This window comes from Butyrivibrio fibrisolvens (assembly GCF_037113525.1).
In the GTDB taxonomy this organism is placed as follows: domain Bacteria; phylum Bacillota; class Clostridia; order Lachnospirales; family Lachnospiraceae; genus Butyrivibrio; species Butyrivibrio fibrisolvens.
Genome location: NZ_CP146963.1, coordinates 3,938,224 through 3,953,378, shown reverse-complemented (window position 1 = coordinate 3,953,378; position 15,155 = coordinate 3,938,224). Strand labels below are relative to the sequence as shown.

Genomic DNA, 15,155 nt, shown 5'->3' with positions numbered 1-15,155 from the left:
AAAGAAGTACACTTTTAAGTAGACCGTTTATAAAAGGGTGCATTGGGGATAAGTAACTTTATGACAACTAAGGAGGTTTATGAAAAGATGTTAAATGATTTTTTTGATATAGATAGTGAACCGATAGTTGTAGATACGATCAAAGAGATTGACCCTAAGATTTGCCTAGAGGGCCATTGGGAGCCTGTTGAAACTTCTGATACCTTAGCTGATCTTATGACTTTTGATAATTGACATTAAAGGAGGCTGGATACATGGAATATATACACAACGTTCAGTACTATGAAACCGACAAGATGGGCATAACCCATCACTCAAACTATATCAGATGGATGGAAGAAGCAAGGATAGACTTTCTGTCTCAGATAGGATGGGACTATGCAAAGCTTGAAGAGATGGGGATAATTTCACCGGTTCTGAGCGTGACTTGTGACTACAAGCAGAGCACGACATTCCCGGACAGTGTTCATATAAGCGTCTTGGTAAAAGAGTTTAAAGGCGTTAAGCTTCACCTTGCCTACGAAATGAAGAATCAGGATGGAGGGACTGTATGCAAGGGTACATCTTCACATGCATTTTTAAATCGTGAAGGAAGACCTATCCGAATGAAAGATGAGAAGCCAGAGCTTTTTGAGGCACTTAGCAGTTTGGTATCTGCATAACACTATATGGGAGGAAAAGCAATGCTTTATGACTTGGTAAAAGAAAACAGAAGTTACAGAGGCTATAAGGAAGGTTACACTATATCTGAAGAAGATCTCAAAGACCTTATAAATATGGCAAGAATCACTGCATCAGGAGCAAATCTTCAGCCGCTGAAATATAGGATCGTTACTGATAGTAGTGAAGTAGATGCTCTTAATTCCTTAACCAGATGGGCCAAGATGCTGAACAAAAATTTAACCCTTTTTACCATTAAATTGACATTAAAAGATACCGATAAAATAATCGGTATCTTTTTTTATCTCGAAATTATTTATAAATAGGCTGGGATTTGTCATTTTCTCATCGGCGTTTTTATGCGATTTAGGTTAAGGAGGCATAGATGTTTGATGTATCTGTAATTGTACCCATGTATAACGCGAGGAAGTATATCGTAGACTGTGTTAACGGACTCCTTAGGCAGAGTCTTGATAGTGTTGAGGTTATTATAGTAAATGACTGCTCGAGTGATGACAGCATGAAGCTTTGCAAAAAGTACTTTGGCAACAATGAGAGAGTACAGCTTATTGACCAGCCCAGGAATATGGGACCGGGAGCAGCAAGAAATGCAGGCATCGCCGTGGCCAGAGGAGAATACATCGCCTTTGCAGACAGTGACGATGCGGTAAGGCCAGATGCGTACAAAGCCATGTACGATGCAGCAAAAGAGGCTGATGCCGACGTTATTCATGTGACGGGAGCGCTGATACAGACAGTAGATGATGCTCCTGATAATTTAGGTATGCTTACAGATGATAAGCTTTACAGAGTTACTCTCGATGAGGGAGACAGACCTGATAAGCTCACAATCCTTTCTGATAATGTAGAAGACAGGCTAAAAGAGTGGCATTTGCACCACATTCACTGGAGTATATGGAATAAGCTCTACAGGCGCAGCTTTATTGAGGACAATAATCTTCGGTTTGGTGATACCAAGATGGCTGAAGATCAGGTTTTTTGCCTGGGGTGTCTTTTAAAAGCCAGGAAATATGCCAAGCTTCCGGGTGAGTGGTATCTGTACCGCATAGGAGGCGCGTCTCTAACAAGAGGTCAGAAGCAGGTTAAGACGCTTATAAATGCGCTTACAACGCAGATGAAGATTACAAAGCTTATCGATGATACTGTAAAAGGCGTTCCATACCTTGAAAGTAACAAGAGCAAAATAGATGAGATCAAAACCTATGTTCTAAATCTTTTAGAGTCCTCATATATCCAGCCTGCCTGCGGGAAAATCGGTGCAAAAGAGCTGTATGAATGCAAAGAGCTAAAGGAACTGTTTAATAATAACTTTGGCGATCTTTCTGATTTTGCACTATTTGAGTTTTTAAATTCCCATGACGATGTTAAAGATGTTATTGACGTCAATGAGATGCTTAATATTCCGTCATTTTGGAAGAGCAGAAAAGAAGCTGAGGAAAAAGGAGCACAGTAATGGGTGAAAAAGAATATCTGGTATCGGTTATAACACCGTTTCATAACACGAAGATAGAATTCTTTAAAAGAGGCTATGATTCCTTAAAGAGGCAGACACTTGGCTTTAAGAACATTGAGTGGGTGGTTGTTGTCCATAATTCTGATGATTCATATGCTGATGCGGTACGAAAGCTCACCAAAGAAGATGACAATGTCAAAATATATATCCTGAATAATGACAAGAGGACACCGTCCAGCCCCAGAAACTATGCGCTTACAAAGGCACAGGGCAAATATATCGCTTTTCTTGATTCTGACGACTTTTTTACTGATGATGGTCTTAAGGAAGTTGTTGAAGGCATGGAGGAAACCGAGGCAGATATTGCAAGTTTCAGAGCAGAGACCCTTCCTGAGGATGAGACTGTCATTCAGGCAATTGATACAAGAGCAAGGTTTGATCAGACGGTTCATATGCTTGAGTTCAAAAAGGGCGATGAAAAGCTCAATGACCTTATATATGCAGGTGGCCTTACTATCTGGAGTAAGCTCATAAGACGGGATTTTCTGAGTAAATACAATATCGGCTTTTCCCTGGACATGAAATATGGCGAAGATGTCTGCTTTAGCATGGAATGTCTTGGTAAAGCCAAAAAGATCATAATACTTCCTCAGACAATTGTATATGTGTACTTTATGAACCACGGCTCTCTTGCACAGGATATGAACCACACACCCGAGAGCCTTTTAAAGCTTGCAAGTGACTTTGCAAACATTTTTGATGTGACTGCAAAGGGAGGCTTTAAGCTTGAAAAACTCGCGTGGCCAGTCCTTGGTTATCTTGCCGAGATGATGGCGATAACACCTGGTCTTGACGATGAGTTTAGGAAAAGAATATACGACCTTATGCACAAATATTTTGGTATCTTAGGTCCTCTTGAGCCTGATGCCAAGTTCTTTAATGCCCAGATGGCTGAACATTTCATGAAGCGTGCCCGCATGATAATTCTCGGAGAAGAAGATAATGATGAAATGGCGAAAAGTTCGCTCCTTCCAATACTTCTTGCAAATGCAGATACAGAATACGGGCAAAGGTATGGTTTTGGAAGTATACACAAGGTGGTGGATTACCAAAAGAAGGTGCCTCTTTCTGATTACAGTATGTACAGGCCGCTTATTAAGCTTATGACCCGAATAGGAGAGAGTAACCTGATCTGCAAGGAGAAGGTAGTTGCCTATTCAAGTAAGCTGTGTCCTGACGGTGGAGAATTTCTGGTGCCTCAGACTGCGCCATTTGTTTCTGTATATCAGAATGTGCTGATTGAGGAGCTTAAAGCGGCCAGATACTCGACATTCCTAGCAATAGAGAGTGCAGGAGAATCAGGGACTATCCGCTTTAATGATGGCGCACTACTTCATTCAGTTGCTGATACAGTTCTTGCTGGTATCAGGAAATCTGATATCTATAATTCGCATGCTAGAAGTACTGAAAATAAGTATGGAACTATCACAGCGCCAGAGAGCGTATTATTTAAAAATCCCGGCGAGGATTTAAGATATGCAAAGCTTTTATTTGCGCTCGCAGACCCTGATGTCTCACAGATCATCGTGCCATTTACCGTAAATATCCTTGATATGGTGAGGTTCCTTAAGTGTATGTGGGAGATGCTTGTAGAGGATATTGCAAGCGGAAGAGTATCTGAAGTATCAGGTCTTGCTGAAGGCAGAAGGAAAGAGCTTTCAAAACTTTTGAAACCTTCAAAAAGGCGAGCAAAAGAGCTTAGAACAATTTTTGAACAGGGGTTTGAAAATGTATTGCCCAAAATCTGGAAAAATCTTGATCTTATAATTTCAGCAGGCTCCGGCGAAAATGCTGTTTATTCAAGGCAGATCATGAAGTATATAGGGAGCGTACCACTTGACTATGGCTATCTTGGCATTGCCGAGGGCATTATAGGAAAAGTATCTGCTCCCGGAGAAAATACCTATATCATTATGGAAAAAGATTCATTCCTTGAGTTTTTGCCGGAGGATTCAGATAAAGACAAGACATTTATAGCGTCAGAACTCGAGATATCCAAGCACTACGAAGTCATCATTTCGAACATGGCAGGACTTTACCGCTACAGAAGCGGAATCATAGTTGAAGCCACAAAGATACAGGACGGTCAGACCTATGTGCGCTACTGTTATGACAGAAAGGATGTAGTTACTGTTAGTGGTGTATCCATAAATACACTGTCACTCAGGCAGGCTGGTAAGAAGATAGATGAAGAAGCCGGTATGATAACTTACGATTATTGTCTATTTGCAAATGATAAAAAGAACTGCTTCGAACTCTTCTTAAAACCTGAAAAAGAGGGCAATTATAGTGCAAAGCTTGTTCAGGAGATTGCAGAAAAGGAGCTTTCAAAGGTGATACCGTCATATGGAAGAGCAAGAAAAGCTGGCAAGATTGATAAGATCAGGATCCATTTCCTTCCTTCAGCAGATGCTGACATTGTGAAGGGAAAAGCTCCAAAGCCAATCAGGATAATACACGCATCTTCTGATGAGAAGCTCTTTAAAACCTACAGGTTATACGAGGTATAGGAGGAACTTAAAGTGGAATTATCAAGGATAATCTCGGGCGAGATGTATTTCTATTTTGACGGGGCTTATTGTGGAATGAGGCAGGAACTGACATTTGATGAGGATATTGACGGGAATGTATTAAAAGAAGCACTTCTAAAGACTCAAAAGGTGCATCCATATTTAAAGTGGACCATCGAAGAAAAGGATGGCGAATTCTTCTATAAAGATACAGATACGGATACGACCCTGATTGAAGGGAATAAGGACATAGTACTTGGAACAGATGAATTTGATGGTCATCTTATCGGCTTTTTGTACTATGGTAACAAGCTTCGTATGGATCTTTATCATGGCCTTACTGACGGTGTCTCATCAAAGAGGATAATGGAGACTTTGCTGTATCACTATTTTTCCATCAAGGATGGATGTGAGTACAAGGCAGATAACATTTTGATAAAAGAAGCTGATGAAAAGTGCGGATATTTTGACGAGCCTTATGAAAAGGAAATCCCGCCTTTTACCCCAAATGATACACCTTTTGCTGCTCCGCCTGAAGATGAGATCTTCAGATTCTCAGAGCACGAAGAGGCTGATGCCAAAAGCTATGTCCAGTGCATCAGGATATCTGACAAGGATTTCATGAGTTTTGTAAAAGAAAATGATTCGTCACCTGCAGCAGCTTTTGCAGTGCTCATGAGCCAGACTATCCAGAAAATGTATCCAGACAATAAAAAGCAGGTCAAGATCAATGTGCCGATCAACCTAAGAAGCGTTCTTGGAGTTGACTATACATTTAGAAATACAACAGGCGATGTGGCAATCTACTATGACCCTGATAAGCTTTTTAAGCTGGATATCAAGGACCAGTGCAAAGCTATGCGCACAAGTCTTAAAGAAAAGATGGCTCGTGATAACCTTCTGTCTGTAGCAAAATCGCAGGTCGATTTTCTTGGTATGTCAAAAGGCTATAAGGGCTACGACGCCAAGTATGATATGTACAGCAGTATTCCGCTCCCACCATCAGACTCGATTTTTATCAGCTATATCGGGAAACTTAATGCTGATTCATACGATAAGCATATAACAGATTTTTCGCTTATTAGCGGAGCCAGAGACGGAATAGTATTTAATATCTGTGACTGCGGCGGTGATTTTGTTCTGACATCCATGAAAAAGGGATCACTAAAAGGTTTTTCTGATGCATTTTGTGAACATCTTAAAACTTATGGGCTTGATGCCAGGGTGATGCCTGAAAAAGAAATAAAGCTTAAATATGTAGCGCTTAGAGAAAGACTTTCTCTTAAGGGAAAAAGATTATATGACTGATGTCTTTGATACATAAATTGTGTGCGGAGGAAATAGTCATGAGTACAGATATTGGAACAAACAATAAGATGTTCCTGTTTTTATCAAGTGGAGGAAAGGCAGCAGTAATTGAGTACCGCTACCGTCTGACAGAGGATATATCCTATGATGCGCTTCTTGAAGCGACAAAGGATGCGGTAGAATCTTTTCCATACTTTGGTCTTAAGCCTGTAGTTGATAGGGAGGGAAAACTCGTCATGGAAGATAATGACGCTCCTATGCCTGTTTTTAAAAAGGACGACAGATTAAGAAATTTAGGATCAGAGGATACTTATAGATATCTGTTTCGTGTTCTCTACGGCGATGATGAGATCTATATTGAAGCATCCCATGGCATTGGCGATGGAAGAGGTATCATGGCCTTTTCACAGACGCTTATCTATTACTATCTTGTTCATACAGGAAAGACTATAGACACAGAAGGAATGATCTATACCAAGGCTGACCTGTCTGATAAGACTTTGACAGATCATCTTCTTGAGCGCATATCAGAGATAACACCGGAAAATAATGTAGAAGAGACTTCTGTATCAAAAATCTTCTGTCCTACAGAAGAGAAGGTTATGAGCGGAACGCCATATACTAAGCGCCTTGTGCTTAGCTGGGATTTTAAAAAGCTGATGGATAAGATAAAACCTCTTGGCGCATCTCCTCTTACTTTTTTCCATGACCTTATATCAGGCACCATGTACGAGTATTATGACGTAAAAGATGCGACTGTAGTAGCAGATGTCCCTGTAGATGTAAGAGAAAAGCTGGGAAGCCGCGCACAGTCCAACTTTACCGTTAACATAAGCATACCGATTACAAGGGATATTATAGGAAAAGGAAGAGAAGAGCGTTACAAGTCGCTCAGAGATAAGCTTGGTGAAAAGACTAAGATAGAATATCTTGCCTATACCATGAAGGGCACTGCACAGTTCCTTACCATGATCGAACAGATTTCTCTAAGAGATGAAGCCATGCTACAGATGATGGAGAGTAAAGCTTCAAGTACGCAGGAACCTATGAGGAGCTATCTTCTGTCCAATATTGGTCTTATGAAGCTTCCTAAGGACATGATGCAATATGTAAAGGACTTTGATATCTATTTTACCAATCTTGAAGCCTCTCCTGTATTTACAATGCTGACCTTTGGAGGAAAAGGAATGGTAATAGTCGGACAGAACTTTGAAGAGACGGGCCTTATCGATACTGTATATTCAAAGCTAAAGGCTATGGATGTTGACGCAGATCTCAGGGACTATGGCCGATTTAAGATGGATGATGCAAATGTTAAGGGTTTTTTTTATTTATAACAGAGTAAATATATGAATAAGAGAGAAAATGGACTCGATCTGTTGAGAATCATTGCAGCGTATCTGGTTGTCTCGTTGCATGTCTGTACATTTGAAAGAAATCTGGTGTCAGACCTTGGAGAGCTTAATTTCAACTATCATTATTTTATGTTTATAAGACAGATAACAACAAGTGCAGTAATTGTTTTTATCATGCTTTCCGGAGCGTTTGTTCTTAAGGCATCATCCACAAAGGACATTGGCACATTCTATAAAAAAACCTGGAAAAAGCTTGGTATTCCGACAGTTATTTTTTCATTTTTTTACTGGCTGTTTAATGCGTTTGTTTATTGGAAAACAGGAATTTATGGATTGGCATATGGAATAGAAGATCTGACGTATCCTCAGGCTCTATTGTTCCAGGGAATAAGCTTTTTGAAAGGTATACCTTCTGAGCATATGTGGTATATGTATACGCTCATCGGATTATATCTTATGGCTCCTTTTGTTGCTCTTGGCAAGGAGAAGACAGGAGAAGCCGGCTTTAAAAAAATAGCATTTATAGTCTGCATCTGGGGCATAATCGATGCACTTGTAAATCCATCATCCCTTTTTTGGGGAATTGGCTATTGCGCACAGCTTCTTGGTGTATTCATGATGGGATATGTCGTTCATGAATGGGCGCTTGAAAGAAAAGGAAAAAATGGACTCGGATGTTTTCTTATTGTTCTTGCAACAGTCATAACAGCTGTTGAGTATTTTATTTTTCTGGCGATCAGGGATAATAGTACCTTGTTTAGTTATGTTACACCAATGGCCCCATATAACCTGATACTTGTGATCGCATCCCTGGTTTATGTTGCCGGCTTTACCATCATTGATATAAAAAAGGACTTTGGATATCTTTCTCTTCTGACTTTCTGGGTTTATCTTCTTCATCCTGCAATAATGATGGTATTATTTCTCATCGAGGAAGCTGCCTTCAAGGTTCCATATCTGGAAATTGGAAACTCAAGTCCGTTCCTTATTGGCACCGGTAATTCTATTCTGGTATATGTTCTTTCTTTTGTCTTTGGACATGTGATCGAAAAATGTTCTTCAGGTAAAAAATAAAGAGGAAACAAGAGCATGAAAAAAATAGCAGAGCTCCTTTCATTCAAAGAGTATATGTATATGCTTATCTGCGTCTGTTTGATCGTGGGGCAGGTATTTTTTGAAATAAAGATTCCTAACGTGATGGGAGAACTAACTGATCTTGTCTATTCTGGAAAAGCAGATATTTCAGAGGAGATAAAATATGGAATCATAATGTTTGCATATGCTGGTTTGTCGCTTGTTTTTTCATTCCTTGTGGCTTATCTGGTTGCAAAAGTAGGAGCTGCGCTTGACAGAAGGGTGCGTAGACAGACTTTTACGAAGATCATAGATTTTTCGCTAAAGGAAGTTGGCGACATTGGTACATCAAGCCTTATAGCCAGATGTACTACTGATATATATCAGATTCAGAATTTTTTTGTAAATGGTTTTCAGCCGCTAATTAAATCACCGATAATGATCATCTGGGTTACTGCGCAGATCTCGGGCGCCAATGTCTATTACAGGAGTGCCACGATTACAGCGGTGGCCATACTTGTTGCGGTTTTGTCAGCTATTGCAATACTGGTTCTTCCAATAGTAAATAAGGCACAGTATGCCAAAGATGAACTTATTCGCATTGACAGGGAGCATCTGGATGGCATACGTGTAGTCCATGCATACAATGGCTATGAGAAGCAAAAAGAAAGATTTGAAGAGGCAAATAAGAGGATAACAGATCTTCTTCTTCGCTATGATAAGTCTTCAGCACTATTTGCACCATTTTCTAATATGGTTATGTATTCACTTACTGTCATCATATACATAATGGGCGCATATATTGTTGCAGACTCAGCCAAGAGCCTGCGTTCAAGCGTCAGCAATGAAATGATCGTCTTTGTGTCGATGCTTTCTATGCTTATTAGCAGTTGTATATATCTGATCATTATTATGGTTCTTTTGCCTAATGCATCTGTTTCGCTTAAGCGTATTGCACAGGTTTTAAATAAAAAGACCATGATTATGGATCCGGAGGAGGCATTTGCAAAAGATCCTGCAATATGCGGAACTCTGGAATTCAGAAATGTTAGCTTTATGTATCCTGGAAGCCGTGAATATGCTATCAGAGACATATCCTTCAGGATGGAAAAGGGCGAGACTGTTGCGATTGTTGGAGGTACAGGTAGTGGCAAGACGACACTTTTAAATCTCATACCAAGGCTGTATGAAGCGACAGAAGGAGAAATTTTAGTTGACGGCGTTGATATTAAGAAGATGAAGCTTAAGGATCTTCGAAATATCTTTGGCTATGTTCCGCAAAAGAGCTTCCTTTTTTCCGGAACGATCGTTTCAAACATTGATTTTGGCGACAATGGTAAGTTGAAAAAGACTATTGAGGAGATAGTAAAAGCGTCAAAGCTTGGAAAAGCAGATGAGTTTATAAGAGCAAAGGAAGGCGGGTATAATGCGCATGTTGAGGAGGGCGGTTCGAACTTCTCTGGTGGACAGAGGCAGAGACTTACAATCTCAAGAGCTATCTGCCGCGATCCTGAGATATTCCTCTTTGATGATTCCTTCTCTGCTCTTGATTATAAGACTGACAAGACTGTGCGAGAGGGACTTAAGGAAACTCTTTCCGGTGCTTCGGTACTGATGGTTGCACAGAGAATATCCACTATCAGAAGCGCAGACAGGATTATCGTCCTTGATAATGGAAGAATGGTCGGAATGGGTACTCATGATGAGCTTATGACAAGCTGTAATGTATATCGTGAGATTGTCCTTTCACAGACGGATACGGAGGCGACCGGATGAAGAATAATATATTTTCTAAGATCGCAGTATTCGGGCAAAAATATAAAACATATTTTGTTGCAGGCATCGTACTTGGAAGCATAGGATCTCTTTTAAACGTAGTGATCCCGAACATGATTAAAAATATAGCTGCGCTAATTTCGCAGAGCCTTTATACAAATGTGATGGACTTTGATGCGATAAGAGTTGTTGCCATAAAGACAGCGGTAGTTATTATCATAAGCTTCATAGCAAGCTACTTTGGTGCATGGTGTCTTACCATTGCAGGACAGAATATGGTAAAAGATCTTCGAAGTGCCCTGAATGATAAAACAGACCGTGTTAAGATGAACTATTTTGACACAACAGCTCTTGGAGATACGGTGAGCAGAATGACTGATGACTGCGATGCATTTTCGGCGGCTATATCTTCCAACCTTGGTAAGGCAGTATTCTCACTTATCATAGTGCTGGGCTGTCTTATTGTGACTTTTGTTATAAATCCGCTTTTGGCATTTTGCTCTATTGCCAGCATTTTACTCGGACTTTTTATCAATGCCTCTTTTGCAAAGATGGGGACAAACGCTATCAAAGAACAGAGAAGGCTTCTTGGCAATATGAATGGAATGATAAATGAGTCGATCACCGGCCATATGCTTATCAAAGCCTTTAATGGAGAGGAAGAAGTCCTTGGGCAGTTTGATGAAAAAAATCAGGATCTTAGCAGAGCACTTTTTAAATCGCAGTTTTTTATCAGCGTGCTTACTCCTTTCATGGATTTTGTAAGTAACTTTACATACGTTGTAGTCTGCCTTGTGAGCGGAATCATGATCATCCTTGGGAAGATGCAGATAGAGACGATTGTTGCATTTATTTTGTATATCAAGATGGTCACATCGAACCTCACACAGATAATACAGGCACTTGGAAGTATTCAGCCGGGAATTGCGTGCGGTGAGAGAATAATGGAATACCTTGAACTTGAGGAAGAGACAGATGAAGGCAGGGAGAATGTGTCCAAGACTGAAGGCGATGTTGTCTTTAGGAATGTGCGCTTTGGCTATGTTGAGGGACAGATCGTATTAAAGGACTTTAGTGCACACATTAAGCCTGGAATGAAGGTTGCGATCGTCGGACCAACCGGCGCGGGAAAGTCTACACTCATTAACCTTCTGATGCGCTTTTATGAGCTTAATTCAGGCTCTATCATTGTAGATGGCGTGCCTATAAAGGATATTCCAAGATCAAAGCTTCATGATCTTTTTGCGATGGTGCTTCAGGAGACCTGGACCTTTAAAGGAAGCATAAGGGAAAACATTGTCTATTCCACTAAAAATGTTGATGATGAGGAGCTGGAAGGGGTTATTGAAAGAGCAGGGATAAAGTTCCTTGTTGATGCAATGCCGGATGGCGTAGATACTGTTTTGTCAGAAACTGCTAATGTATCTTCAGGACAAAAGCAGCTTATAACAATAGCAAGAGCAATGCTTAAGAATTCACCGATAATGATCCTTGATGAGGCTACATCATCGGTAGATACAAGAACAGAAAAGCTTATACAGAAGGCAATTGATGATATGACTAAAGGGCATACCAGTTTTGTTATCGCACACAGACTTTCAACAATTAAAAATGCTGATGTCATCTTTGTTCTTAAGGACGGTGACATAGTTGAGACTGGAAATCACGAGGAGCTTTTAGATGCCGGAGGCTTTTATAGTGAGCTTTACAAGGCAGGTCTTGATGCTACATAACAGCTTTTTTGAAAGGTCTTTTCACAAGTTAAGGAGGATGCAATATGCCAGCTATTTCTGTTATCATGCCAATGTACAAAGCCAAAAAGACGGCAATGTACAGTATAGATGCACTTTTGAACCAGACCTTTAAGGATATAGAGGTACTGGTTGTGGATGACTGCTCTCCGGATGATTCCTATGTAGTTGTTAAGGAGCATTATAAGGATGAACCAAGGGTTGTCCTTATCAGGCAGGATATAAATCAGGGTCCTGCTGAAGCCAGAAACAGGGCTTTTGAAGAAGCAAAGGGCGAATACGTCACCTTCCTTGACAGCGACGATGGAATTATAAAAGAGGGCCTTGAGAAGATGTACGAGGCAGCTAAGAAGTTTGATGCTGATGTAGTGCATACTACAGGATGTTTTTTTCCTGTGCATAAGCCGGATGTTATGGATATCATGTCTGTTCCAAAGGAAAACTACCTTCCCCAGGACAAGGATAAGGACATACCGGGTGAAGCGACTCTTCTTACGCAGGATTTCGGAGTAAGGCTTTCCAACTGGCTAAATGGCACCTACAACGGAAATGTATGGGGCAAGATGATTAAAAAGAGCTTTATCATGGACAACAATATCCGCTTTGCATCTATCAAGATGTCAGAGGATGTTCTGTTTTCCTTTGAATGCCTTATGCGTGCAGGCAAGTATGTGATACTTCCATACAAGTGCATAATCTACAGAATGATAGGAGAGAGCCTGTCAAGGGGCAGGAAGGATGTATCTTACATGCTTAAGCTTCTTGAAGCTACATTCAGTGGTAATGACAAGTTCACGGAAAAGATGAATGAGATTCCATATTTTAAAGATAATCCTGAAGATAAGGAAAAGGTACTTAAGTATGTGAATGATGTCATGGATATGATCTATCTTGTTCCGGCATTTCAGTCGGTTGGGGAAGATAAGCTGCTATGTGACGATCGAACTTCTGAGCTTTTTATTGAGCACTTTGGGAACCAGGCACAGTTTGCTCTAAGATGCTTCTTCATGAAAAATGCAAAGGAGCCGCCGGCACCTTCTTATCTTATCGATGATATCACCTATGAGGGCTTAAATGCGCAGCTTGAGATGTACAAGCAGAGCCTTAAGTGATGATCTTGGGGGTTGGGAGAATACGCAGCTTGAGATGCGCTAGCTAAGCTGTAAGTGATGATTCTTTGATTTGTGGAGAAAACAAGTTTGAAAGTGTTCCACTTTCAAACGCGAATTGGTGTCACGAGCTCCACCAATATCGAACCATTAGTCACTCGTTTCACTCGTGACATGAGGTTAAATATGGAGATAATAAAAATGTTAAGTGGTAACGAAATGATGATCGCACTTGAGGGGCGTCTTGATACAACCACCTCGCCGCTTCTTCGAGAGCAGATAGCACAGATACCACCGGAAGTTGAAAAGGTCAAGTTTGACTTTAAGGATCTTAACTACATATCTTCAGCAGGACTTCGTGAGATACTTGTCTGCAGAAAGAAATTCAGCGGCGATAAGATGAAGGTAGTCAATGTGTCTCAAGAGATATATGATATTTTTGCGACAACTGGTTTTGATCAGATCATTCCGCTTGAAACAACTAAAGATGATATCTCAACATATATGAACCTGTCCTTTAAGGCTTTTTTGGCCAAAAAGGTTGAAAATACTCCGGATGCTGTTGCTCTTGTTGATGACAGGGGAGAGTTTTCCTGGAAAGACATAGATATTTATTCACAGATAATCGCTGAGGGTCTTGCCAATAAGGGAATAAAAAAAGGAACTCATGTAGCTTTGTGCGGTGTCAATTCCGTAAACTGGGTTCTTACTTTTTTTGCCATCCAAAAGCTTGGTGCTATGGCTCAGCTCCTTAATTTCAATATGAGTGCTGCAGATGTTGCTAAGGTTGCTACAATCGGCGATATCACTCACTTTTGCTATGGAAGTATGCCTGAGATGCAGGATCAGGAAGCATTTATTGACGAGCTCAAAAAATCAGGCTGTCCTTTATGCGAGTTTATCTCCATTAGAAATGACAGACAGGATATACGGGAAAGAAGAGATGAATATGAGGCAATCAGGTACAAATTTCAGGACTTTGTAGAGGCTGACTGGCCATGTGTCACCTTATTTACTTCCGGTTCTACAGGAAAGCCCAAAGGCGTTCTTTTATCCGCCTACAATATTCTGAATGCAGCCAATACTAACTATAAGGATCAGACACTTACTAATAAGGACAGAACCTGCCTTATACTTCCGCTGTTTCATATATTTGGTCTTGTAGCAGGTCTTTTTGCAAATGCAATAGCAGGCTCGACTCTGTATTTTCCAAGTAACATAAGGACTGGTACTATTCTGGAACTTATTGATAAGGAGAAGTGCACATTTTTCCATTCAGTCCCGACCATGCTCATTGCGCTCATCAATAATAAGGACTTTACAAAAGATAAACTTTCGTCTGTTCGCTGTACCATCATTTCAGGTGCGGCGGCAACCAAGGCACAGATCCTGATGTTCAAGGAAAATCTTCCCAATGACCACTTTATGTCATCCTATGGTCTTAGTGAGATGGCACCTGTATCCATCTCAACTTATGGCGACAGCGACGAGCATCTGCTTACTACTGTAGGTAAGCCTGTTGACAATATTCAGGTTCAGATACGAGACCTTGAAACCGGCGAAAAATGCGCTACCGGCACATCCGGAGAGATACTTGTACAGGGATTTAATCTGATGACAGGATATTATAAGACTGATATAGAAAGTCAGTCTATCGATGATATGGGATGGCTTCATACAGGTGACCTTGGCTTTTTGGATGAAGAGGGCTATCTTCATCTTTCAGGAAGGCTTAAAGAGCTTATCATAAGGGGCGGTGAGAATATCATGCCGCAGGAGATTGAAGCAGCGATATCTTCACTTGACGTTGTTAATAACGTCAAAGTCATCGGCGTTCCAAGCGAGTTCTTTGGAGAAGAAGTCTGCGCGTGCATTAAGGTTAAAGAGGGCAAAGAGTTTGACCAGGAAGCTGTTAAGATTGAACTTTCAAAGAAACTGGCCAAATATAAGATTCCAAGCTATTTCGTAGTTTATAACGACTTTCCTATGCTTGGTACAGGTAAGATAGATGTTGTGAGTCTTAAAAAGGATGTATTAGAAAAACTAAAGTAAGATCTAATGTTTATGAAGAGGGTATA

General features: G+C 40.6%; 12 protein-coding genes. All 12 read left to right on the top strand.

From position 1 onward, the window contains the following. Window positions 1–87: 87 nt before the first annotated feature. The 12 genes from WAA20_RS16710 to WAA20_RS16655 all read left to right on the top strand — a co-directional run bounded on the left by WAA20_RS16710 (window position 88) and on the right by WAA20_RS16655 (window position 15,129). Window positions 88–234: a hypothetical protein gene (locus WAA20_RS16710; RefSeq protein ID WP_167562731.1), complete on the top strand. Its 147-nt coding sequence runs from the start codon at window positions 88–90 to the stop codon at window positions 232–234. A gap of 20 nt (window positions 235–254) precedes the next feature. Beyond that, window positions 255–662: a thioesterase family protein gene (locus tag WAA20_RS16705; RefSeq protein WP_073388451.1), complete on the top strand. Its 408-nt coding sequence runs from the start codon at window positions 255–257 to the stop codon at window positions 660–662. A gap of 21 nt (window positions 663–683) precedes the next feature. Beyond that, entirely contained in the window at window positions 684–986 is a 303-nt protein-coding gene (locus WAA20_RS16700) for a nitroreductase family protein (protein ID WP_027204965.1), read from the top strand. Between the two features lie 59 nt (window positions 987–1,045). Further along, window positions 1,046–2,134 (top strand): glycosyltransferase, encoded by a 1,089-nt coding sequence (locus WAA20_RS16695; protein ID WP_073388452.1) that lies wholly within the window; start codon window positions 1,046–1,048, stop codon window positions 2,132–2,134. Further along, window positions 2,134–4,704, top strand: coding sequence for a GH3 auxin-responsive promoter family protein (locus tag WAA20_RS16690; RefSeq protein WP_073388454.1), 2,571 nt, complete (start codon window positions 2,134–2,136; stop codon window positions 4,702–4,704). Before WAA20_RS16695 ends, WAA20_RS16690 begins: the two co-directional genes overlap by 1 nt. A 12-nt stretch (window positions 4,705–4,716) precedes the next feature. Continuing rightward, window positions 4,717–6,012, top strand: coding sequence for a hypothetical protein (locus WAA20_RS16685; protein ID WP_073388456.1), 1,296 nt, complete (start codon window positions 4,717–4,719; stop codon window positions 6,010–6,012). A 38-nt stretch (window positions 6,013–6,050) separates the two neighbouring features. Continuing rightward, on the top strand, window positions 6,051–7,349 hold the full coding sequence (locus tag WAA20_RS16680; protein WP_073388458.1) for a hypothetical protein: 1,299 nt from the start codon (window positions 6,051–6,053) through the stop codon (window positions 7,347–7,349). A 12-nt stretch (window positions 7,350–7,361) separates the two neighbouring features. Continuing rightward, on the top strand, window positions 7,362–8,441 hold the full coding sequence (locus WAA20_RS16675) for an acyltransferase (RefSeq protein WP_027206533.1): 1,080 nt from the start codon (window positions 7,362–7,364) through the stop codon (window positions 8,439–8,441). Window positions 8,442–8,456: 15 nt separating this feature from the next. Continuing rightward, on the top strand, window positions 8,457–10,217 hold the full coding sequence (locus WAA20_RS16670; protein WP_027204959.1) for an ABC transporter ATP-binding protein: 1,761 nt from the start codon (window positions 8,457–8,459) through the stop codon (window positions 10,215–10,217). Next, on the top strand, window positions 10,214–11,950 hold the full coding sequence (locus tag WAA20_RS16665; RefSeq protein WP_073388459.1) for an ABC transporter ATP-binding protein: 1,737 nt from the start codon (window positions 10,214–10,216) through the stop codon (window positions 11,948–11,950). Before WAA20_RS16670 ends, WAA20_RS16665 begins: the two co-directional genes overlap by 4 nt. A gap of 44 nt (window positions 11,951–11,994) precedes the next feature. Continuing rightward, window positions 11,995–13,080: a glycosyltransferase family 2 protein gene (locus tag WAA20_RS16660; RefSeq protein ID WP_027206531.1), complete on the top strand. Its 1,086-nt coding sequence runs from the start codon at window positions 11,995–11,997 to the stop codon at window positions 13,078–13,080. A 183-nt stretch (window positions 13,081–13,263) separates the two neighbouring features. After that, the gene (locus WAA20_RS16655; RefSeq protein ID WP_073388461.1) at window positions 13,264–15,129 is read left to right on the top strand and encodes an AMP-binding protein; all 1,866 of its coding nucleotides are present in this window, start codon (window positions 13,264–13,266) and stop codon (window positions 15,127–15,129) included. The last annotated feature ends 26 nt before the right edge of the window (window positions 15,130–15,155 follow it).

What these genes read in the sequence shown, in the direction of transcription:
- WAA20_RS16690 (WP_073388454.1), top strand. Translation starts at nt 2,134, where the DNA reads ATGGGTGAAAAAGAATATCTGGTATCGGTTATAACACCGTTTCATAAC.
- WAA20_RS16680 (WP_073388458.1), top strand. Translation starts at nt 6,051, where the DNA reads ATGAGTACAGATATTGGAACAAACAATAAGATGTTCCTGTTTTTATCA.
- WAA20_RS16710 (WP_167562731.1), top strand. Translation starts at nt 88, where the DNA reads ATGTTAAATGATTTTTTTGATATAGATAGTGAACCGATAGTTGTAGAT.
- WAA20_RS16705 (WP_073388451.1), top strand. Translation starts at nt 255, where the DNA reads ATGGAATATATACACAACGTTCAGTACTATGAAACCGACAAGATGGGC.
- WAA20_RS16695 (WP_073388452.1), top strand. Translation starts at nt 1,046, where the DNA reads ATGTTTGATGTATCTGTAATTGTACCCATGTATAACGCGAGGAAGTAT.
- WAA20_RS16675 (WP_027206533.1), top strand. Translation starts at nt 7,362, where the DNA reads ATGAATAAGAGAGAAAATGGACTCGATCTGTTGAGAATCATTGCAGCG.
- WAA20_RS16700 (WP_027204965.1), top strand. Translation starts at nt 684, where the DNA reads ATGCTTTATGACTTGGTAAAAGAAAACAGAAGTTACAGAGGCTATAAG.
- WAA20_RS16665 (WP_073388459.1), top strand. Translation starts at nt 10,214, where the DNA reads ATGAAGAATAATATATTTTCTAAGATCGCAGTATTCGGGCAAAAATAT.
- WAA20_RS16670 (WP_027204959.1), top strand. Translation starts at nt 8,457, where the DNA reads ATGAAAAAAATAGCAGAGCTCCTTTCATTCAAAGAGTATATGTATATG.
- WAA20_RS16655 (WP_073388461.1), top strand. Translation starts at nt 13,264, where the DNA reads ATGGAGATAATAAAAATGTTAAGTGGTAACGAAATGATGATCGCACTT.
- WAA20_RS16660 (WP_027206531.1), top strand. Translation starts at nt 11,995, where the DNA reads ATGCCAGCTATTTCTGTTATCATGCCAATGTACAAAGCCAAAAAGACG.